At 48.0% G+C, this 20,860-nt stretch carries 14 protein-coding genes; all 14 read right to left on the bottom strand.

Features of this window, described 5'->3' with window-relative positions:
* Nucleotides 1–51: 51 nt before the first annotated feature.
* A complete protein-coding gene (locus ACTRXF_RS01480; RefSeq protein ID WP_474260602.1) occupies nt 52–3,306 on the bottom strand; it encodes an Eco57I restriction-modification methylase domain-containing protein in 3,255 nt (1,084 codons plus the stop codon).
* Nucleotides 3,307–3,315: 9 nt separating this feature from the next.
* A complete protein-coding gene (locus ACTRXF_RS01475) occupies nt 3,316–6,654 on the bottom strand; it encodes a helicase-related protein (RefSeq protein WP_474260601.1) in 3,339 nt (1,112 codons plus the stop codon).
* 152 nt (nt 6,655–6,806) lie between these two features.
* Entirely contained in the window at nt 6,807–7,109 is a 303-nt protein-coding gene (locus ACTRXF_RS01470) for a hypothetical protein (RefSeq protein WP_474260600.1), read from the bottom strand.
* A 129-nt stretch (nt 7,110–7,238) separates the two neighbouring features.
* Entirely contained in the window at nt 7,239–7,478 is a 240-nt protein-coding gene (hfq, locus tag ACTRXF_RS01465; RefSeq protein WP_022792841.1) for an RNA chaperone Hfq, read from the bottom strand.
* Nucleotides 7,479–7,525: 47 nt separating this feature from the next.
* The gene (gene miaA, locus ACTRXF_RS01460) at nt 7,526–8,482 is read right to left on the bottom strand and encodes a tRNA (adenosine(37)-N6)-dimethylallyltransferase MiaA (protein ID WP_474277448.1); all 957 of its coding nucleotides are present in this window, start codon (nt 8,480–8,482) and stop codon (nt 7,526–7,528) included.
* Nucleotides 8,461–9,027 (bottom strand): class I SAM-dependent methyltransferase, encoded by a 567-nt coding sequence (locus ACTRXF_RS01455; RefSeq protein ID WP_474277707.1) that lies wholly within the window; start codon nt 9,025–9,027, stop codon nt 8,461–8,463. Before ACTRXF_RS01455 ends, miaA begins: the two co-directional genes overlap by 22 nt.
* A 238-nt stretch (nt 9,028–9,265) precedes the next feature.
* On the bottom strand, nt 9,266–11,128 hold the full coding sequence (gene mutL / locus ACTRXF_RS01450; protein ID WP_474277445.1) for a DNA mismatch repair endonuclease MutL: 1,863 nt from the start codon (nt 11,126–11,128) through the stop codon (nt 9,266–9,268).
* 3 nt (nt 11,129–11,131) lie between these two features.
* Nucleotides 11,132–13,723 carry a DNA mismatch repair protein MutS gene (mutS, locus tag ACTRXF_RS01445; protein WP_474277442.1) on the bottom strand — a complete coding sequence of 864 codons (2,592 nt, stop codon included), beginning with the start codon at nt 13,721–13,723 and terminating at the stop codon, nt 11,132–11,134.
* 196 nt (nt 13,724–13,919) lie between these two features.
* Nucleotides 13,920–14,291 (bottom strand): YlbF/YmcA family competence regulator, encoded by a 372-nt coding sequence (locus ACTRXF_RS01440; protein ID WP_474277439.1) that lies wholly within the window; start codon nt 14,289–14,291, stop codon nt 13,920–13,922.
* 4 nt (nt 14,292–14,295) lie between these two features.
* On the bottom strand, nt 14,296–15,879 hold the full coding sequence (gene miaB, locus ACTRXF_RS01435) for a tRNA (N6-isopentenyl adenosine(37)-C2)-methylthiotransferase MiaB (protein WP_474277436.1): 1,584 nt from the start codon (nt 15,877–15,879) through the stop codon (nt 14,296–14,298).
* 96 nt (nt 15,880–15,975) lie between these two features.
* Complete coding sequence (locus ACTRXF_RS01430; protein ID WP_474277433.1) at nt 15,976–17,655, bottom strand: ABC-ATPase domain-containing protein; 1,680 nt, start codon at nt 17,653–17,655, stop codon at nt 15,976–15,978.
* A 133-nt stretch (nt 17,656–17,788) separates the two neighbouring features.
* Nucleotides 17,789–18,049, bottom strand: a complete 261-nt coding sequence (locus ACTRXF_RS01425; protein WP_022792833.1) for a stage V sporulation protein S — start codon at nt 18,047–18,049, stop codon at nt 17,789–17,791.
* Between the two features lie 100 nt (nt 18,050–18,149).
* The gene (locus ACTRXF_RS01420) at nt 18,150–18,947 is read right to left on the bottom strand and encodes a TIGR00282 family metallophosphoesterase (RefSeq protein WP_474277430.1); all 798 of its coding nucleotides are present in this window, start codon (nt 18,945–18,947) and stop codon (nt 18,150–18,152) included.
* A gap of 63 nt (nt 18,948–19,010) precedes the next feature.
* Nucleotides 19,011–20,573: a ribonuclease Y gene (gene rny / locus ACTRXF_RS01415; protein WP_474260584.1), complete on the bottom strand. Its 1,563-nt coding sequence runs from the start codon at nt 20,571–20,573 to the stop codon at nt 19,011–19,013.
* Between the last annotated feature and the right edge of the window lie 287 nt (nt 20,574–20,860).

The raw sequence follows: 20,860 nt of genomic DNA, 5'->3' as shown, positions 1-20,860 counted from the left end.
TGTAATTTTGCAAATAAGTTCTATGATACATTTTAAGTAATATTATTTAGGCTAGTTTATTAGACCCATCCTATATTTTATATTGTGATTAACTATAAAATCTGTTTCTTTTTCCGACAAGCCATAATGTTCAGCTAAAATGTAATCAATTTCGTCTACGATTGATTTTGATGCTCTAGGCTGAAAAGATTCAATTCTAAGCTTACCTAATTGCTGATCTGTTCGTACTATTTCTTCTGAATTAATTTTAAAGTCTTGTAAAAGATTTCTACCCTGTTGAATTAATTTAGATATAATAGCATCGTTCATTTTTTCGATATCTAATGGAAAATTATGTATTTCCCTTTGATTAACATTACGACAATCAGAAAAGATAATATAATACCAAAAAAATAAATTACTATTTAAAACACTTAATATTACATCTCTATCTAAAGTATTCTTTACATTCAAAGACTTAAGTTCTGAAGGAAGCCTTTTTTTTCCATTTTCATCGAAAATACTCGGTGGTTCAATGAAAAATTGGATAAAATACTGTAGTTTTCTTGTATAATTTACTTTTATAAATGACTTAGGTTTACAGTATGCTTGAATTTTTTTTCTATTTGTATCCATCTTTTCTAAAATAGTTTTTTCAATATCACTTCCTATTTTAGGAAAACCACTTATATTAAAATAGTCTTTTTCTATACTAGTATACGATATTAGTTCAAACAAATTTTTCCTTTCTGAACTCATCCACCTCTTATAGGACGTATTATTAAAAGAGAATTCATTTTTCCTTTCTGTGGCTGTTAATATAGTTACTCTTTTATCAGCTCCGTTGAAAAGTTTTGATGGTCTTACTCCAAAATTCGCAGCAAAGTAAGTTCGATTTGTTTTTCTATAAATTTCTCTTAAGTTTTTATAACCCTCTGTAGATACGTTAGATATTGGAATAATCATAGAAAAATAACCTTTATTATTTATCAAAGAGCACAATGATCTCTCAACAAATGGAGCATATATATCATTACAGGAATTTGTTTCAAAATCTATTAAACTATAATTCACCTTATTCTTAGCAACATATGGGGGATTGCCTATCAACACATCGAAACCTTTCGCATTTACAATGTCATAAAACTCTATAAACCAATGAAACGGTTTATGTGTTTTTATCCATTCTTCATATTTTAGATTATTTTCTACGTCAATTCCATATCTTCCTTGAGCTAAATACTTGTTCAGTCTTTCAGAGAGGTCTTTCATTTCCTCATTTAAATTTTCTTTTATTTCTTGTATACATTTACTGTTGTAGCTACTTCCTTCTTGAATATTGCGGAATTTGTTATGAAGAGTAGCTACCTTGTTAGCATTGGCTTTAATTATTTCTTTTTCATTATCAATGTCTAATTTAGTATTCATAGCTATTTCAAGTTCTTTTTGAGTAGCAAAACCAACTAAACTGTTACCTGCTCTAATATTAAAATCTATATCAGGCAAGGGCTCTATATAATTAGCGTCTTTTAATTGTGCCACTAGTTTTAAAAATAACCTTAATTTACAAATTTCTGTTGCTTCTTCCATTATATCTACACCATAAAGATTTTTTATAATTATACTACGCAATACGTAGTATTCTTTATTTTCATGTTTATTTAATTCATTTAAAACTTTTTCAAAAAGTGGAATTTTTTCCATTGAATTTTCATTAGAAACCTGCTCATAGTTTATTATTTCCATTTTTTCTATTAAAGCTTCGTACACAGGTTGCAGGGTGTTCATAGCTTCAAATAAAAAAGCCCCTGAACCACAAGCAGGATCCAATATAGTTATTTTTTCTACAGATTTATAAAATGATATAATTAAATCCGTATTATCAGTTTCCTCAACTAAATCTATAGTTAACTGTAAAAGATTTAAATTGTAATAAATAAACGAATCCACTGTATTAACTTTTCCAGTAATGAGCTTATTTTTTATTTCTTCATAATGCGTTCTTCTTTCTACTACTTCTCTCCAAAGTTCATTTGGAAGGCCAAATTTATTGTTAGCAACATAATTCCAATTTTCTCTCTGGTTAATATCGTGAATCCCTTTACTTATGTAATCTGGAAGTTTATTCGAACATCCGTGTTTCAAGGCATTAAAAATATAACGATCAGGATTTATTCTTAAATTAAACTTTAATTCATTATTTTCTTCAAGTAATGAATTTTTTTCCAGAGAATTTTTAAGTAATTTTGGCAATATAGAATTATTACACATATAATTGGTTATATCTTCTTTAGTATAATAAGCACCCATCTCTTTTTGATTAATATATTTTTCGAAGATGTAACCGATAACGTCTGGGTTAATCTCATTACCTTTACTTAATCTTCTTGTATCTAAGTGCCAATCAAATTTGTCAAAGAAATCAAAGATTTTTTCAAAAGCCTTATCTTCTACTTTAATATCGGGAAATTTTTTTTCTATTTCGTGTTCAGCAAACAAACCACCATTTAAAAATGGTATTTTACCTAATACTTTATTAATAATTTCATTTCTATTTTCTTCTTTTTTTGCAAAACCTTCGAAAAATAGAGCTGTTAAAAATTCTTTGTAGAATAAGTCTTCCCCTTGTGCCCTACTTTTATTAAGCTTAGTCCTTAAATAATTATAATCATCATTTAGAAATCCTTTTTTTTGTATGAAATAAATAAACATAATACGATTTAAAATAACTGAAACATACCAACTTTTTAATTCGTTATCTGGTATGCCTTCTATAAACTCTACAAAGGAATCTCTTTCTTTTTTAAATTGTTCATAAAATTTTCTCGTTACTTCTTCTACATCAAAGCTGTTTTCTACTCTGCTACGCACTTCATAACCTTCTACTTCTCCACTCTCATTAAATTCATCTATCCAGAAAGACATAGCGCTTAATTTTTGGATGAGCAACTCTGAATTTTTATTTTGCTCGTACCTAATATGCCTTGAAATTTCACTAACTCCTGATTTTCTTTTCACCCATTGCCAAACTTGTTCAGTTTGAATTTCATTAATGAAAATAATAAAATTTTCATAATAAGATTGAGACACCCTTTTTTCTATTTTTTTCCTTACTTTATTTAAGGGTATATTGCCTTCTTTATCAGGAGAACATTTAAAAACTGTAAATTCGCCCATCCTAGCAATAGGGGTGAGTGTAAAAAATTCTTTTTCAATTTCAAAATTCATAGCTTTATCATTAAAGCTAACCCACCCCATCTCTTCAATAAATAATGTTTCAAAATCAAAATGATCTAATAATTTTTGTGTTCTTTTTTTATTTATCATTACTTCCCCTCATTTCATGAATAATCCCATAGAACAAAGAATTAACGGCTCTTCTTTAATATTTTCTTTTGAGTCAATAATTAAACTTTCTTCATTATAAAGACCAAAAACCAAATTAAATAATTCTTCCTTATCAAATCCTTTTTTTAAATTTTTATTTAAAGTATTTATTGCTTGTTGTTGCAACGGATAATTATATATTGCTTGAATAACAGTATTCACTTGCTTCTTCTCGAAATCAAGGAGTAAACCCTCTTCAAGAAAAATCTTTAAACGTTCATAAGTTTTAAATCTCGCACCAGAAGGTCGCCCTAATTGTCCGCCTGAAGAAGTATTGATATTCACTAATTGCGATACAGCTTTTTCTACATAATCATGATGAAATCGGTCACGGGGTCTTTCTTTTTCATTAAATTCACATTTTGCTGCTTCTAAAATCGTAAATGGAGATTGAGTAATTATTTTATCATTCTCCTTATCAATCCAAGCCAATCCATCATTACCGTCACTATTTTTGAAGTAAACAAGAACCCCTTCTGGCTCTAAAGTGTTAGGTTCATGGTGTTTGGTAGAATAAATTACCGGAGGTAAACTTGGAATTATATCTTCAAGCTCTGGCTTAACCTCTATTATCTCTTTCCAAGCTTCATATGCAAAAGAAGAAAGGTCAACTTTGTAATTGTCTACCTCATCTAAAACTCCCGCTTTTTCGTTATATAAATCAATAATTTTTCCTTGTCCATCTCCTTCAAAGAATTCTTCATCTGTGCCAAGAACCTCCGAATTAATATGTAATCTATCTTTAACCCGACTTCTCAGACTAATTACGCTTTCGATTCCTTCTGCAGGTAAGAACGAATAACATAGTATTTTTTGAGCTTGTTGGCCAATACGATCAACTCGTCCCGCTCTTTGAATTAAGCGAATTATTGCCCATGGTAAGTCAAAATTCACTACGATAGAACAATCTTGAAGGTTTTGTCCTTCACTCAAAACATCAGTAGCTATTAGTACACGGATTTCGTCACCTTGAGCAACGGCTTCGTTATTACTTTTAGGAGAAAATCTTTCTACAATTTCAGTAGAATTTTCAGTATTACCTGTTACGCTCTTTACTTTTTTTATAGCACAGTTTTTTAATGATTGCTCTAAATATTCAGCTGTATCTGTATACTGAGTAAAAACTAATATTTTATCTTCAGCATGCTTTTCTGTTATTAATTTTAATAAAGCATTGAATTTACTATCATTTTTATAATTTAATAAAAAACTTTTTTCGAAAACACTATATAATTTATCATTATCACTCAATAAATTCTTTTTTAATGTCTTTTTAAATAGTTTTGAATTTATCCATGAAAACTTATTATAATAATTATTTTTATATAAATTGTATATCGTAGCTGCTTTTTCTTCAAAATTATCATTTGTTTTACTTGATTCAAATATTTTATTTTCTTCCGTTAAGATATTTCCTATCTCTAACTCTTCTTGTTCATTATCTCCATCTAGTAAACTTGCGCCTTGTGTACCTATAGGAATCGGTAAATTATTATCTAAAGCATGAATGAAAACATAGTTTCTTAAAATATGACGCTCAATAGATTTGTTAAAAGCTTTGCCACTGCTTTCTAATCTTTTTAACAAATTAGTTCTAGAGAAACCAATTAAATGTGGACCAGCATTAGAAAGATCCGCTATTTTTTTTGTTTCTTCTGGTTTTGGATTAACTTTCTTCTGAGAAGAAACATAATTTGCTAATCCGTACCTCGGTAATTTTAAATCATTAATAGTATCTATTACTGCTTCATCGTATAATTGGGCATAAATATCACTTTTATTAACCTTATTCATGGTGAAATTGACTGTCTTAGGAACACGCTCAGGGAAATATGAATTACTACCATCTTGAAATTCTAAATATTTCCTATTTGAATTCTTATCCACTTTTCCATAGTTTTCTTGTATGAATCCTCGCGTACGCCTCACAAGAAATAAACTCATTAATTCGCGCCAATCTTCAGGATAGGGACTCTTTTCAAAAGCGTTAATAGAACGTAAATGACACTGATATCTTCTGATAAATTCTGTTTCGCCAATTTCATTGATAAATTTTTCAGGACTAATCCCTAAATCTTCATTATCATTTACAAATAAACGCAATTGATTAGATAAATCATAATATGATTTATTATAAGGGGTAGCCGATAATAAAATTACGTAGGACTCATGTTTAAAAAGATAATTTTGAATATCTTTATATTTTTTTCCTTCTCTGTTTCTTAGGTTATGGCTCTCATCAATTACTACTAATCTAAATTTCCTTAAATTTTCTAACTTATGAGCCATACTTAAAGATATGACCTTAGCTCTTATTTCGTAATTTTTCACATATTTTTCCCACATAGCTATTAAATTTTTAGGAACAATAATAAGAGCGGAATCAAACTCCTCCTCTAGCATTGCCACTAAAGCAGTCGCCATCATCGTTTTTCCTAAACCAACTACATCCCCAATTATCACACCGCGTCTTTTCAGTAAGTGATTAGCAGAAAGTTTTATTGCTGTGTTTTGGAAACTAAATAGTTTATTTGATATATTTTCTGGAATTTTAAAGCTACTAATTCCTTCTCTAGTTTGTTGAGATAAATGATATGCCATTTTGGCATAGATATAATAAGGTGGAGTAACCTTAGATGTAGCCCAACTATTTTCAATAGTATCAATAATTTCTTCTGATATGTCTATACAAAATTTGTCGTTCCAACGTTCTTCAAACCATTCATTTAATTTATTTGCAGCATCGTTCTCTACAATATCTACATTTAATTCACCTTGTTTATCAAGACCTGAAAAAGTTAAATTGCTGCTTCCTACGTATCCAACAAGTGGTGTGATAAAATCTACTCGATGCATAAGATACAACTTGGCATGAAGCTTAGTTCTCAAATAAACTTTTACTTTTAATTTGTTTTCCTTAATTTGTCTTACTAATGTTTTCAAACTCTGTTCATCTCTACTACTAGGTGCTCCATATATCAGCTGTTCTTTAAATTGCTCAGCTATTTTCTTTTTCTTTTTAATAACTTTCTTGTTATCTATTCTCGATTCATCTTTGACAAAGCTCAGTTCCTCCATCATTTCTTTATGCGGGTCTGATTGCATACCTATTAATAATCGACAACAGTTATCTTCCCCCCCTTTAAAATTATCAACATAAGATTCTAAATCTCGCCAACCTCTTAAATTAAAATAACCAACACAAAAATCTGCCTTATACGACACATCTAAAGTTTCCCTTAAAGCGACTAATAACTTTTGATTAATATTATCAAATATTCTGGGCATCACTGAGCTCCTCAAATTCAATTTTTGACTTTTATCAAACTAAGGGTAAAACATGCTTTAATTTACATAATATTAATAAAAATTGTAATATTTTCATTTCTAAAAAATATAAGGATCTTTCTTGAATTTTATAATCCAAGCCGATAGTATAATTAATTAATTTCTCCAATAATAAGTATTTCTTCAAAGCAAGTATTTAAGAGACTCTCATCTTCGAAATTTAAAATTTTCATATGACATATTTTATTTCGCACTTTTACTAATTTATATAATTTTTTTCTTAAATCATTATTACAGAAATCATCATGTAATAGAGGAATATATTCATGAAAGTAAAGTTCAGTATTATTTTCAAGAGTAACAATATTATCTCTTATTAAATATTCTATAATACATAATTTTCTATAATGCATAGCCATTTTCAATGATTTATTAAAATATTTATCTGTATACATCTTGATTGCTCTTTTCTTAATTTAATCTTAACTGAATTGTCTATCTGATAAAATTTTACAAAAACCGCCGCCCCTGTTTCCACAGGAACAGACGGTTTCGGCAGCTTCCTTTTGAAGGAAGCTCTTTTTTTATTCTTCGCTCTCGCTTTCGGTCTGCAGGGAGACGGTCCGCTGCGGGACGAAGGTGCTGATGGCGTGCTTGTAGACGAGCTGCTGCTTGCCGTCGCTGTCGAGGACGACGGTGAAGTTGTCAAAGGCTTTGATCAGGCCGCGCAGCTGAAAGCCGTTCGTCAGAAAGACGGTCACCTGAATTTTTTCCTTGCGTACCACGTTCAAAAACTGATCCTGAATGTTCACTGATTGTTTCATGCTTGAATCTCCTTCCACAGCCGGGGCTTAGTTGAATGATTTATGTATTAGCGATGCTCGCGCTCGAACTGCCGCAAAATCGAAGCAAACGCTTCGTCGGCAAACGGCCGGGAGCGATCGGTAATATCATACCAGTGGGTGTCCTCTTTGTTGCGGAACCAGGTGAGCTGGCGCTTGGCGTATCTTCTGGAATTGCGCTTCATGCGCTCGGCGACCCATTCGGTGTCCGCGTCCCCACGGAAATACGGGAACCATTCCTTGTAGCCGATCGCCTGGGCGGCCTGGACTTCCTCGCCGAAGCGTTCGTACAGCCAGCGCGCTTCGTGCTCGAGGCCGCCTTCCATCATGCGGTCGATCCGGCGCTCGATCCGCTCATACAAATACGGACGGTTCATTGTTAATCCTATCATGAATGAAGCGTAGGGCGAATGCTTTTTTTGCATTTTTTTGGATAAAGTTGGTCCTTCTTCCGACGTTTCAAGAATTTCGAGCGCCCGCACGACTTTGCGCACGTTGTTCGGGTGAATCGCGGCCGCCCGCTCCGGGTCGCGGCGCTCTAAATTCGCATGCAGCGCAGCGCTTCCGTACTGGCGCGCGTACAGCTCCCATTTCTCGCGCACGCCTTCCTGCTTTTTCGCGTCATAAAACGAATAGTCGTGCAGGAGCGCCCGGATGTACATGCCGGTGCCGCCGACGATAATCGGAAGCTTGCCCTCCCCGTGCAGCCGCTCGATAATCGGCTCGGCCTGGGCTTTAAAGTCCGCCGCAGAATACGGCGTATCCGGCGACAGCATGTCCACGAGATGATGCGGCGCCTGGTTGCGTTCCTCCATTGTCGGCTTGGCGGTGCCGATGGTCAGGCCTTCATACACCTGCATCGAGTCGCCGCTGATGATTTCGCCGTCGTACTTGTGGGCGAGCTGGATTCCGAGCTCTGTTTTTCCGACCGCGGTCGGGCCGACAACGGCGAGTACCGGTTGCTTCACGTGTATGCCTCCTTCCATCCGTACCGGACTGCGGCGCTCCGCCGTCCGGCCAGGGTTAATTGATACTGCTTAAAATGCGGGCTGTCCGCATGATCTTTCACGACAATTCGGCGGCGTGCCACCCGCAGTGCTTCCTCGATCCAGGCGTCCGTCAGTGGGTCCGCGGCCGCCACCGGGCGGAGCCGGTCGATCGCCGGGCTCGTGGCCACCGCTTCGGCAAACATTGGATCCAGGTAGACGACGTCCACCGAGCTCTCCGGCATGAGCCGGAGCAGTCGGAGACTGTCGCCCTGGACCACCGTAATCCGCTGCATCGCGTCTGTAAACCATTCGGGATAGTCGCCCGGAAGCCGGAGCCCTTTGCGGACGAGCGACGCCACGACCGGCTGCTTTTCCATGCCGAGCACCGTGCCGGTATTTCCCGCACCGAGGGCGAGCATGATGCTGTCGGCACCAAATCCGAGCGTCGCGTCGAGCAGCGTATCGCCTTCGCGCACGTCTGCCGCGTCCAGCAGCGGATCGCTCCCGCCGCGATGAACGTGCAGGCCGCGCAGCCACGCCATCGACGGGTGAAACGCGAGCGGCTCCGCGGCTTCCGCGGCCGGGTAGTAGGTGTCGCAGCTGGCTGCCACAATATAAATGTCCTCGTTTGTTTCCCACTTCCATTGCCGGATCGATCGCTTACCACGTGCTGCGTACGGCACGCACCACGCCCGCGCCTTCGCCTCTGCTTCTGCACGGACAGCCGGTTGCGGCTTTTTGGCGGTAGTGATAATCACGGCGCTCTCTCCTTCTGTACAGCTACATGATGCGCTTGAACATTTTTTCCATATCGTAGTCGGAAAAATGAATAATGATTGGGCGGCCGTGCGGGCACGTGTACGGACTCTCGCACGTGCGCAGCCGGTCGATGAGCGCCTGGATCTCGTCCTTCGTCAGGTAGCGGTTCGCCTTGATCGCTGCCTTGCACGACATCAGAATAGCCGCTTCCTCACGCAGCTCATGCACGCTGATGCGCTTGTTGTTTTTGACTTCTTCGATGCATTCGCGGATGACGCCTTCTTCGTCGCCGGCCGGGAACCAGGTCGGATACGCGTGCACCCGGAACGTCTGGCCGCCGAACGGCTCGAGGAAAATGCCGATGTTTTCAAAATCGCGCTGGCGTTCGCTGATGAGGATTTCTTCCTCTTTGGTCACCTCAAGCAGAATCGGCACGAGCAGCTGCTGCACGTCCTTGTCCACGTCGCCGATTTTCACCCGGAAGTATTCGTAAAAAATACGCTCCTGCGCGGCGTGCTGGTCGATCATGTACAGCGCGTCTTCGTTTTCCGCGAGAATGTACGTGCCGTGAAACTGGCCGATCGGGCGCAGCTCGGGCAGCTCCGGTCCGGTGCTTTCCGGCGCAGGGGCTTCCGGTTCCGGCTGCGGTGCGTCCTGCTCTTCGGGCCACGTGTCTGCGTGTTCAAATACCGTTTCCGGCTCTTCGGGCGGAGCATCATCGCTAAATGACGCCTCGTGGGCAGAGGCATGGTCCCCGGGTGCGGGTGCCGGCTCGTCCGGGGCGGATGGTTCTTCCCGCCGCGGCGCTTGGGCTGGCGCAGGTTCAGAAAAGGCCAGGTTCATCTGTTCGGACGCCGGTGCCGATTTGGCCCGCTTCTGGTCGCCGGCCGGAATGAGGCGCTCCTGCTGGAGACGCTCCCGCACCGCCTGTTCGACCAGCTGCAGCAGCTCCTCCTCCTTGCTCACGCGCACGTCGAGCTTGGACGGGTGCACGTTCACGTCAATCAGCCCGGGGTTCATCTCAATATGCAGCGCCGCGATCGGGTGCTTGCCGATCGGAAGCAGCGTATGGTAGCCCGACTCGATCGCTTTTGTGAGCGGGTAATGCCGGATGTAGCGGTGGTTCACAAACGTGGACATGTACTGGCGCGAGGCGCGGTACGTTTCGGGCTTCGCGATCCAGCCGCTCACCCGGTAGTCGTCCGTCTCCGCCTCGATGTACAGCATGTCGCGCGCCGTCTGGCGGCCGTAAATGGCCGCAAGCACCGGCTGCAGGCTGCCGCTTCCGTTCGTGAGAAGCAGCTGCTTGTCGTGGTGGTACAGCCGGAAGCTGACCTCCGGGTGCGCGAGCGCCTGCCGGTTCATCACGTCGGCAACGTTTGCCACCTCGGTGTTCATCGTGCGCACGTATTTAAGCCGGGCCGGGGTGTTAAAAAACAGGTCGCGCACCTCCACCTGCGTACCGCGCCGGCTTTTGGACGAGGTGCAGGCGATGCGCTTGCCGCCCTGGTAGCGGATGAGCACTCCCGCTTCGCGGCCGTCCCCGGTTTCCATTGTCACGTTTGAGACCGCGGCAATGCTCGGGAGTGCTTCGCCCCGGAAGCCGAGCGTCTCAATCTGGAACAGATCCTTTTCCCGGGCGAGCTTGCTCGTCGCGTGGCGCTCAAAGGCAAGCTCCGCGTCCTCCTGGTCCATGCCCCGGCCGTTATCGGTCACCCGGAGAAGCGACAGCCCGCCCTCTTCGACGTCCACCTGAATGGTGGTGGCCCCGGCGTCAATCGCGTTTTCCACGAGTTCTTTGACGACCGAGGCGGGCCGTTCGACGACTTCCCCCGCTGCGATTTTGTTGGCGAGGCCGTCCGGGAGTTTTTTTACATACGTCACCGCTTATTCCTCCTCCTCGTTGGCGTACTGCTGGAGCTGGTACAGCTTTTCGATCGCTTCGATCGGGCTCATGCGGAGCACGTCGGTACGTTTCAGCTCACTCATGATTTCTTTCGCACGGGCGCTGCCGTCATCAATGGAAAAGAGCGCCAGCTGCTCGGGCTCGTCCGGTTCCTTGATGGTCTCTGCAGAGGTCGGGGCAGCTTCGTCCGGCGCTGCGTACGCGGCGGTTTTCTGCTCCTCAAAGCTTTTTAGAATCGTCTCGGAGCGCTCGATCACCTGCGGCGGCAGGCCGGCGAGCTTGGCCACGTAAATGCCGTAGCTGCGGTCGGCCTTGCCCGGCTCCACCCGGTGCAGGAAGATGATTTCGCCGTCCTCCTCCACCGCCCGCACGTGCACGTTCCGGAGCGCCGGCAGATGATCCTCCATCACGGTCAGCTCGTGGTAGTGCGTGGAAAAAAGCGTCTTGGCCCCGACCTGCTCGTGAATGTATTCCATGATCGCCTGCGCGAGCGCCATCCCGTCATACGTGGAGGTGCCGCGCCCGATTTCGTCGAGCAGAATCAGGCTGTCGGCCGAAGCGTTCAACAGCGCCTGCTGGGTTTCCTTCATTTCCACCATGAACGTGCTCTGGCCGCTCGTTAAGTCGTCGGCCGCCCCGATGCGGGTGAAAATCCGGTCAAACACGGGCAGCTCCGCCTCCTCGGCCGGTACGAAGCAGCCGATCTGGGCCATGATCGCAATCAGCGCCACCTGCCGCATGACTGTGCTTTTGCCGGCCATGTTCGGACCCGTGATCAACAGCATGCCGTGCTCGTCCATGTGGGTGTCGTTTGCCACAAATTCGCCGGCGGTCAGCATCGTCTCCACGACCGGGTGGCGGCCGCCGCGGACAGCAAGCGTCTTGTCCGTGCTGAAGGCCGGCCGGACGTAGCCGAGCCGCTCGCTCACGTGGGCGAAGTTCTGCAGCACATCCATTTCGCTCAGCAGGTCGGCAAGCTCCTGGAGCGGGCGCACGTAGCCCGCGACGCGTTCGCGCAGGTCGAGAAACAGCTCGTACTCAAGCTGGACGGCGCGGTCCGCCGAGCCGAGGATCAGGTCTTCCTTTTCCTTCAGCTCCGGCGTGATATAGCGCTCGGCGTTCGTGAGCGTCTGCTTGCGCTCGTAGCGCCCGTCCGGGATCAGATGGGTGTTGGCCCGGGTGATTTCAATATAGTAGCCGAAGACCCGGTTGTAGCCGACCTTGAGCGACTTGATGCCCGTTTCGGCACGTTCCTTCTGCTCAAGCTCCGCGATCCACTGCTTGCCATTCTGGCCCGCCTCGCGGTACTGATCGAGCTCGTCGTGAAAGCCGGAGCGGAACATGCCGCCCTCCTGGACGCCAAACGGCGGATCGTCGACGAGGCTCCGGTCCAAAAGCTCTTCGAGTTCCTGAAAGGCAGACACGTCCACCAGGCGTTCGTTGATGGCCGGATTGTTCATGCCCCCGAGCAGGTCGGCAATCGCTGGCACTGCCTGCAGCGTCCGGCGCAGCTGCACGAGCTCGCGGGCGTTAATGTTGCCGTAGACGGCTTTACCGGCGAGCCGTTCAATGTCGTACACGTCGCGCAGATGCTCCCGCAGGTCCTCCCGGGCAAAGAAATTGTCCGCAAACGAAGCGACCATGCCGTACCGCTCTTCGATCGCCGGGCGGGAGAGAAGCGGCTCCTCGATCCAGCGCCGCAGCTTGCGGCAGCCCATCGCGGTGACGGTACGATCGAGCACGCCGAGAAGCGATCCGTCCTTCGTTTTGCCCATCATCGTCTCCGTCAGCTCCAGGTTCCGGCGTGAATGCATGTCCAGCTGCATCGTCCGGTTCGGCTCGTACACCGTAAACGGCTGCAGGTGACCGAGTGACCGCTGCTGGGTGCGCTCCACGTAGCCGAGCAGAAGCGCTGCGCCGTTTTGGAGCGTGTCGCTGTCCAGCTCACCGGTGAGTGCTTCCCATTCGGGCTTCAGCTCCGGCACCGCGCCGGTCGAGATCATGCCGCGGTACATGTCGGCCATGACGCCCTCCTGCTCCTCCGGCACGATGATTTCCTTTGGGTGCGCGGTCGTCATTTCGCGCTGCCATTCGCCGACGTCATCGGAGAGAAGCGCCGCGGCCGTTTCCCCGGTCGTGAGATCCGCCTTCACAAACGCCGTTTCCGTTCCGTTCGGCACTATCGCGACGAGAAAGTTGTTTTCGGTTTCGTCGAGGGCGCGCCCTTCCATAATCGTCCCCGGCGTAATCATGCGCACCACCTCGCGCTTCACGACGCCCTTTGCCTTCGCCGGGTCCTCCACCTGCTCGCAGATCGCAATTTTGTACCCTTTTTCGATCAGCGTGGCAATATATCCTTCGGCGGAGTGATACGGCACCCCGCACATCGGGATGTCATTTTCGTTCTTCTGGCCTCGTTTGGTGAGCGTGATCTCGAGCTCACGGGCGGCAAGCTCCGCGTCCTCAAAGAACATTTCGTAAAAGTCGCCGAGCCGGTAAAACAAAAAGGCGTCCGGATAGGCCGCTTTTATGTCCTTATACTGCTTCATCATCGGTGTATCTGTCTCTGGCATCAAAAAGCCTCCGTTATGTTTGTTTCACTGCCTGTTTATTGTACATCGTTCCGTTCGCTTCTCCAACGGGAAGCGTTCTGCGATTTGTCCCTCATATTATATCACTGTTTAGGGAGAAACTAAATTATGGTATGTGAAATTTATAAAAGTCCGACAAGCAGAAAACCGCCTCCCGTGAAACGGAAAGCGGTTCTTTTTATGAGCTGCTGTTGTCGCCGTCTTCGTTTTCCCAGATCGAGGCAGTGATCTGGTCGCTGATCAATTGCAGAATGTAGTTAACCTCGGTCTGGCTCTGGCGGAACTGCCCGACGATCGGAATGTTTTCAATCTCTTCGTGCAGGTCGTTAATCTGCGCTTCCACCTGACGCTTCGCTTCCGTTTTTTCGTAGTGCTGGAAGTTGACCGCCTGCTTCTGCTTGTCCTTGATCTCCTGGATCAGGTTCTGGATCCGCACGTTGTCGTTAATCTGCGCCTCGGCGCGGATGAAAAAGTCCACTTCCTCGGTTTCCTTCAGCCGTTCGGCGAGCCGTCCGGCTTCCTGCATCACTTCTTCTTTCGTGTAGGCCATCTGCTTACACCTCCGCGAATTCCACAACATGGCCGTCGAGCGACCACGTTTTGGCTTCATCAATTTGGACGTAAATGACTTCGCCGATAACGTCCTTCGGCGCCCGGAAGTTCACGAGCTTGTTCGTGCGCGTCCGTCCGGAGAGCACGTCGGCGTTTTTGCGGCTTTCGCCTTCGACGAGCACCTCAAGCACTCTGCCCTCGAGCTCTTTGTTGCGGCGGTTCGAAATGTCGCCCATAAGCGCATTCAGGCGGGCGAGCCGCTCTTTTTTCACATCCATCGGCACGTTGTCCTCCATCTTCGCCGCCGGCGTATGCTCGCGCGGGGAGTAGATGTAGGTGAACGCGCTGTCGTAGTCCATCTCGCGCATGAGAGACATCGTGTCTTCAAACTGCTCCTCCGTTTCGTTCGGGAAGCCGACGATGATGTCGGTCGTAAACGACGCGTGCGGAATCGCCGTTTTGATTTTGCGGGCGAGCTCGACGTATTCCTCGCGCGTGTATTTGCGTCCCATCAGCTTGAGCATGTCGCTGTTGCCGGACTGCACCGGCAGATGGATATGCTCGACGAGGTTGCCGCCCTGCGCAAGCACCTCGATCAGGTAGTCGTCAAAGTCGCGCGGGTGGCTCGTCGTAAACCGGATGCGAGGAATGTCGATTTTATGCAGCTCGTTCATCAGCTCGCCGAGCCCGTAGTCGAGCCCGAGGTCCTTGCCGTAGGCGTTCACGTTCTGCCCGAGCAGCGTAATTTCCTTGTAGCCCTGGCGCGCGATGTCGCGCACCTCAGCGATAATGTCCTCCGGCAGGCGGCTCCGCTCCTTGCCGCGCGTATACGGCACGATGCAGTACGTGCAGAACTTGTCGCAGCCGTACATGATGTTGACCCACGCCTGCGTGCCGCCGGCGCGTTTTTTCGGCATGTTTTCGATGACGTCGCCTTCCTTGGACCAGACTTCGATCACCATCTCCTTGCCCTGGATAGCGTCGCGGAGAAGCTCCGGCAGGCGGTGGATGTTGTGCGTGCCGAAAATCATGTCGATGTGCTGGTGCTTCTGCATGATGCGGTTCACGACGTTTTCCTCCTGCGACATACAGCCGCATACGCCGAGCATCAGCTCCGGCTTTTCACGCTTGAGCGCCTTTAAGTGGCCGATTTCGCCGAACACTTTGTTTTCCGCGTTTTCGCGGATGGCGCAAGTGTTCAGAAAGATGAGGTCCGCCTCCTCGGTGTCCTTCGTTTCGGCAAAGCCCATTTCCTCGAGAATGCCGGCCATGTTTTCGGTATCGTGGTAGTTCATCTGGCAGCCGTACGTGCGGATCAGGTACTTTTTGCCGTAGCCGATGCCCCGCATATCCTCGGGTATGTCAAAATCATAGTGCACCGACGCGTCCTGCTTCGTCCGCTTGCGTCCTGCTTTATGGTCGGGCTGGTCGTTGATCACGATCGACCGGCCGCCAATTTTCATGTATTGTTTGCCGTCTTCGTTACTTTCCACTTCGGCTTTGGAAAAATCAAAGTATTTTTCGTATGCCGGATCGACCGCCGGAGTCGTTTGTTCAGACGTATCCGTTTGCTTTTTATCAGTCACGGTGGTCTCTCCCTTCTCTATAGGTACGGGCGGACGCGCCGCCCGTGATTTTTATCGTCGCTTCATATTATAAGCCGAAAACCATTAAAACTCAAATCACCGTTCGACGCGGAGCGGACGGTAGCGGTTAATGGCCGCCGCGATTTCAAACCGCCGCGGGCGCGCCATGTCCCCGGGATGCTGGTTTTTAAACGGCGAGAGCGCGTCGAGTGACTGACTGTCGATCGTCTGCTCGATGTAGTCGAGCACCTCCGGAAGCGGCGCCGGCTGTTCGAACTGCCGGCTCGCGTGGCGGATGGCTTCGGCAATCGCATTCGTCTGGCTGCCGGTAATCAGCTGCTCGACCGCGCTCAGGTCGATCGTTTCCGCTCCGTACATGACCGTATCGCGGCCCTTGCCGCTCACCTTTTCCTTTTTGCCCTTACGCGCGTCAAAGCGGTTCACCGCAATACGGCGTCCGGTCAGGGCCCCGAATGCCTCACCGGCTTCCTTCGCCCGGTTGGTCGGGTGCTCGCCGGCAATCCGGCGCGCTTCTTCGGTCACATCATACGGCACGTACTCCTCAAGCATGATAACATAATCCGCCACGTCAAAATAATCTCCTGCTCCACCGACGACGAGAATCGTGGAAATGCCTTCATCGTCATAAAGCGCGCGCACTTTATCAATAAACGGGGTGATCGGCTCCTTGCGTTTGGCAACAAGCGCCTGCATGCGGGCGTCACGGATCATAAAGTTGGTCGCACTCGTATCTTCATCGATCAGAAGTGTCCCGGCTCCTGCCTCGAGGCCCTCCATAATATTCGCCGCCTGCGATGTGCTGCCGCTCGCATTTTCGGTCGTGAAAAACGAGGTGTCCTTGTCGGCCGGCAGGTTTGCGATAAACGGGCTGATGTTCACCCCGGTCACCGAGCGGCCGTCCTCGGCACGCACCTTCACGGCGCTCGGATCGGCGATCACAAACTCGCGGCCGTCGCCGGCGCGGTGGTTGTACACCCCGCGCTCAATCGATTCAAGCAGCGTGCTTTTGCCGTGGTAGCCGCCGCCGACAATGATCGTCACACCCTTTGGCACCGCCATGCCGGTAACCGGACCGCCGTGCGGCAGCTCAATCGTCACTTCGCGCTCCTTCGGCGACTGAAACGAGATTACCTCCTTGCCGCTCATCGGGCGGTTGCTGACGCCGCTTGCGCGTGGGAGCACCGAGCCGTTGGCCACAAACGCGATGCAGTCGTTGTCCTCCAGATATCGGCGCACTGCCTGCTGCTGGTCAGCAAGCTCAAGCTGGGCGGTCAGCTTCTGCCTGGAGTACTGCTGCACGGCGCGTTGGACCGCCTCCGGCAGCTGTTTTGTGAGCCGCTCAATCGCTTCCTGCCCCTGGATCGTACGGCCTCTCGCCGGCAGGTGGATCGACAGCCGGATTTCGAGGTGTTCCTTCGACAGCTTCACGGCTGTGCGGTCGATCATTTCCTGGCCGGGACCATCGATAATAATGCCCGGCTTGCCCTTCTGCTTGCTCAGCTCCTGCTGCATGGCAAGGGCGAAAAAGTCGACGGCCGCCACCCGGCGCGCGTCACTTTCCTCAACCTCCGGGCCGAGCTCGAGCGCTTTGCGTGAAAGCGTCACCCGGGCACGGGAGGGACTGGCGAACGGGTCGGCCTGCACGTGGTCCATATGCAGCCTGAAATCCGAAAACTCGTGGGTCCCTTTAATATCGTTATAGGCTTTGTAGCCCTTGCGGTCGATGCGTTTTAGCGTCTGAATCAGTTGTTTCATTGGTATTCTCCTCTCATGGTCTACCGGCATACAAAAAGACGCCGCAGGGACGTCTCCAAGTACCACCGGCCGGTGATATGTATAGAATTGCCGGCAGCGCCTCCTGGGCGCCGCCGGATGCGGCGAAAAACGTCTATCTGGGCTCAATAATTAATTTTATCGCCGTTCGTTCTTCGCCGTCAATTTCAATATCGGTAAAAGCGGGAATGCAGACCAGATCGATGCCGCTCGGCGCCACAAACCCCCTGGCAATGGCTATCGCCTTGATGGACTGGTTGATCGCGCCGGCCCCGATCGCCTGGATTTCTGCGGCTCCTTTTTCACGAATAACTCCGGCTAAGGCACCTGCGACAGAATTTGGAGTGGATTTAGCGGATACTTTTAATACTTCCATTTCTAGTACCTCCCTGCGTAGGATCAATGGTAACGCCATTGTATTAGGCATAATTCATGAAAGAAGGGCCAGATTCCTGCTTTTTTCTAAATATTCTTTTTTATTCGAAAAATGGGTGGGATTCGTCAATGCGGATGCGTTCAATCGTCGTCGCTTTTCCGGTTTTCGGATCCGCTTTCACAGCGACTCCATTTAACTGTTCCCGCCCTTCGGCCACTTCAAACTTGGTGGGCAGATTCGTCTGAAACTTTCGTATGATCGCTTCGCGCTCCATGCCGAGAATGCCGTCGCTCGGCCCGGTCATGCCGGCGTCGCATAAAAAGGCGGTCCCGCCGTCGAGAATCCGATCATCGGCTGTCTGCACATGGGTATGGGTGCCGACAACAGCGCTCACCCGGCCGCTTAAAAACCAGCCCATCGCCTGCTTCTCGCTCGTCGTTTCCGCGTGAAAGTCTACGAAAATAAAGTTGGTGCGCGCGGACGCCTCCGTTACAAGCTCGTCGGCCTTCCGGAACGGGTCGTCATTCGGATTGCCCATGAACGTACGCCCGATCAGGTTAATGACTGCCACCTCCTGGTCGTTGATACGCAGGTATTTAATACCTTCGCCAGGCACTCCCGCCGGGTAGTTGGCCGGACGGATCATCATTTTGGCATCGTCAATGAACTCGAAAATATCCCGGTTGTCCCACGTATGATTGCCCATCGTGATAACCTGCGCGCCTGCTTCGAGCAGCTGCTTGTAAATTTTTTCGGTAATGCCTTTGCCGTGCGCCGCGTTTTCGCCGTTCATGATTGTCACAGTCGGCTGGTACCTGCGCTTTAAGCGCGGCAGATACTCCTCCACCATTTTCCGTCCCGGAGCGCCGACGATGTCGCCGATAAATAAAAATTTCATATGAATGTCTTCCTTTCTTCGTGCATCTAAGCATAAAAAAATAAAGCGGTGAGTGCCACCGCTTTATTTTGCATAATCTACTGCCCGGGTTTCCCGTATCACCGTTACGCGGATATGTCCCGGATAATCCAATTCACTCTCAATCCGTTTCGTGATGTCGCGTGCCAGCTGCGGTGCCAGCTGGTCGTCCACCACGTCCGGCTTCACCATGATCCGCACCTCGCGTCCGGCCTGGATGGCGAAGGTTTTCTCGACTCCTTTAAAGGATTCCGAAATCTCTTCGAGCCGTTCCAGACGGCGGATGTACGTTTCAAGCGTCTCCCTGCGCGCTCCCGGCCGGGCCGCGGACAGCGCGTCTGCAGCCGCGACGAGGGAAGCAATCACGGAGGTCGCTTCGGTATCCCCGTGGTGGGAAGCGATACTGTTGACGACGACCTCGTGCTCTTTGTATTTCTTAGCGAGCTCGACGCCGATTTCCACGTGGCTTCCTTCGACTTCATGGTCGATGGCCTTCCCGAGGTCGTGAAGCAGTCCGGCGCGGCGGGCCAGCTGTTCGTCTTCCCCGAGTTCGGCAGCCATCAGCGCGGTCAAATGCGCCACTTCCATCGAGTGCTTCAGCACATTCTGGCCGTAGCTTGTCCGGAAGTGAAGGCGTCCGAGAATCTTCATAAGATCCGGATGCAGCCCGTGGATGCCCATTTCAAACGTTGCTTCTTCGCCGTATTCGCGGATGAACTCATCCACTTCCCGGCGTGCTTTTTCGACCATCTCTTCGATACGTGCCGGATGAATGCGGCCGTCCTGCACGAGGCGTTCAAGCGCAATGCGCGCCACCTCGCGGCGGATCGGATCAAAGCCGGAGAGAATGACAGCTTCCGGGGTATCATCGATAATAAGATCAATACCGGTTAACGTTTCAAGCGCCCGGATGTTGCGTCCTTCGCGGCCGATGATCCGCCCTTTCATTTCATCGTTTGGCAGGTTCACCACAGACACCGTCGTTTCGGCGACATGGTCGGCAGCGCAGCGCTGCAGGGCGAGGGATAAAATATTCTTCGCTTTTTTGTTGGCTTCTTGTTTGGCCTCTTCTGTCCGTTCTTTGATCAGAAGCGCCGTTTCGTGTTCCATCTCCTGTTCGGTCTCGCGGCGGATCAGCTCTCTGGCATCCTCCCGAGACATTCCGGAAACACGTTCAAGTTCCTCCTGTTGTTTGGCGAGAATCTCCTCCACTTTGCTGTTATTTTCCTCAACCTGTTGTTGTTTTTCGTAGAGAGATTCCTCTCTACGCTCCAAGGATTCTTCCTTTTTGTCCAACGTCTCACTTTTTCGGTCAAGGGTCTCTTCTTTCTGCATCAAGCGGTTTTCTTGTTTTTGAACTTCATTTCTTCGTTCATTCAGAGTGCTCTCTGCTTCTGCCCGAATTTGATGTGCTTCGTCTTTAGCTTCCAACCGCGATTCTTTTAAGATTGTTTCTGCCTGCCGCTCAGCTTCTTTCACAATCTGGCCGGCTTCGTGCTCGGCGCTTTTGAATTTCGCTTCGGCAATCGCTTTTCGGACAAAATATCCAATCAAACCAACTATCAATGCACCGATAACAAGCAAAATGGAGATGATTGCAGTGTTCATACATGTCACCTCCTCTTGCTATCTGATTGTTCACTTTCGGTTGTTGCGAAAGTTGCATTGATGATTCTTTTTCGTGTCCGCATTGTTCTGCTTGCGAATTAATACGCTCATCGAAGTGCGGAACAAAACAAACGTTCCACTTCTTTATTGTATCTTTACCGCATGGCGCTGTCAAGAAAGCTCACTGGCAGGAATCCCTGTTTTTATAGGGATTGACACCGTTTTCTTCCCGCCTGTCCTCCTGCTTTCGCTGCCCGCCCGGCAGGTGTTCCGTGCGCTGCTGCTCC

It is taken from the genome of Marinococcus sp. LNHM3E3-2.2 (assembly GCF_056034385.1).
The sequence above is the reverse complement of the archived record's forward strand: the minus strand, read 5'-3'. Positions and strand labels throughout refer to the sequence as shown.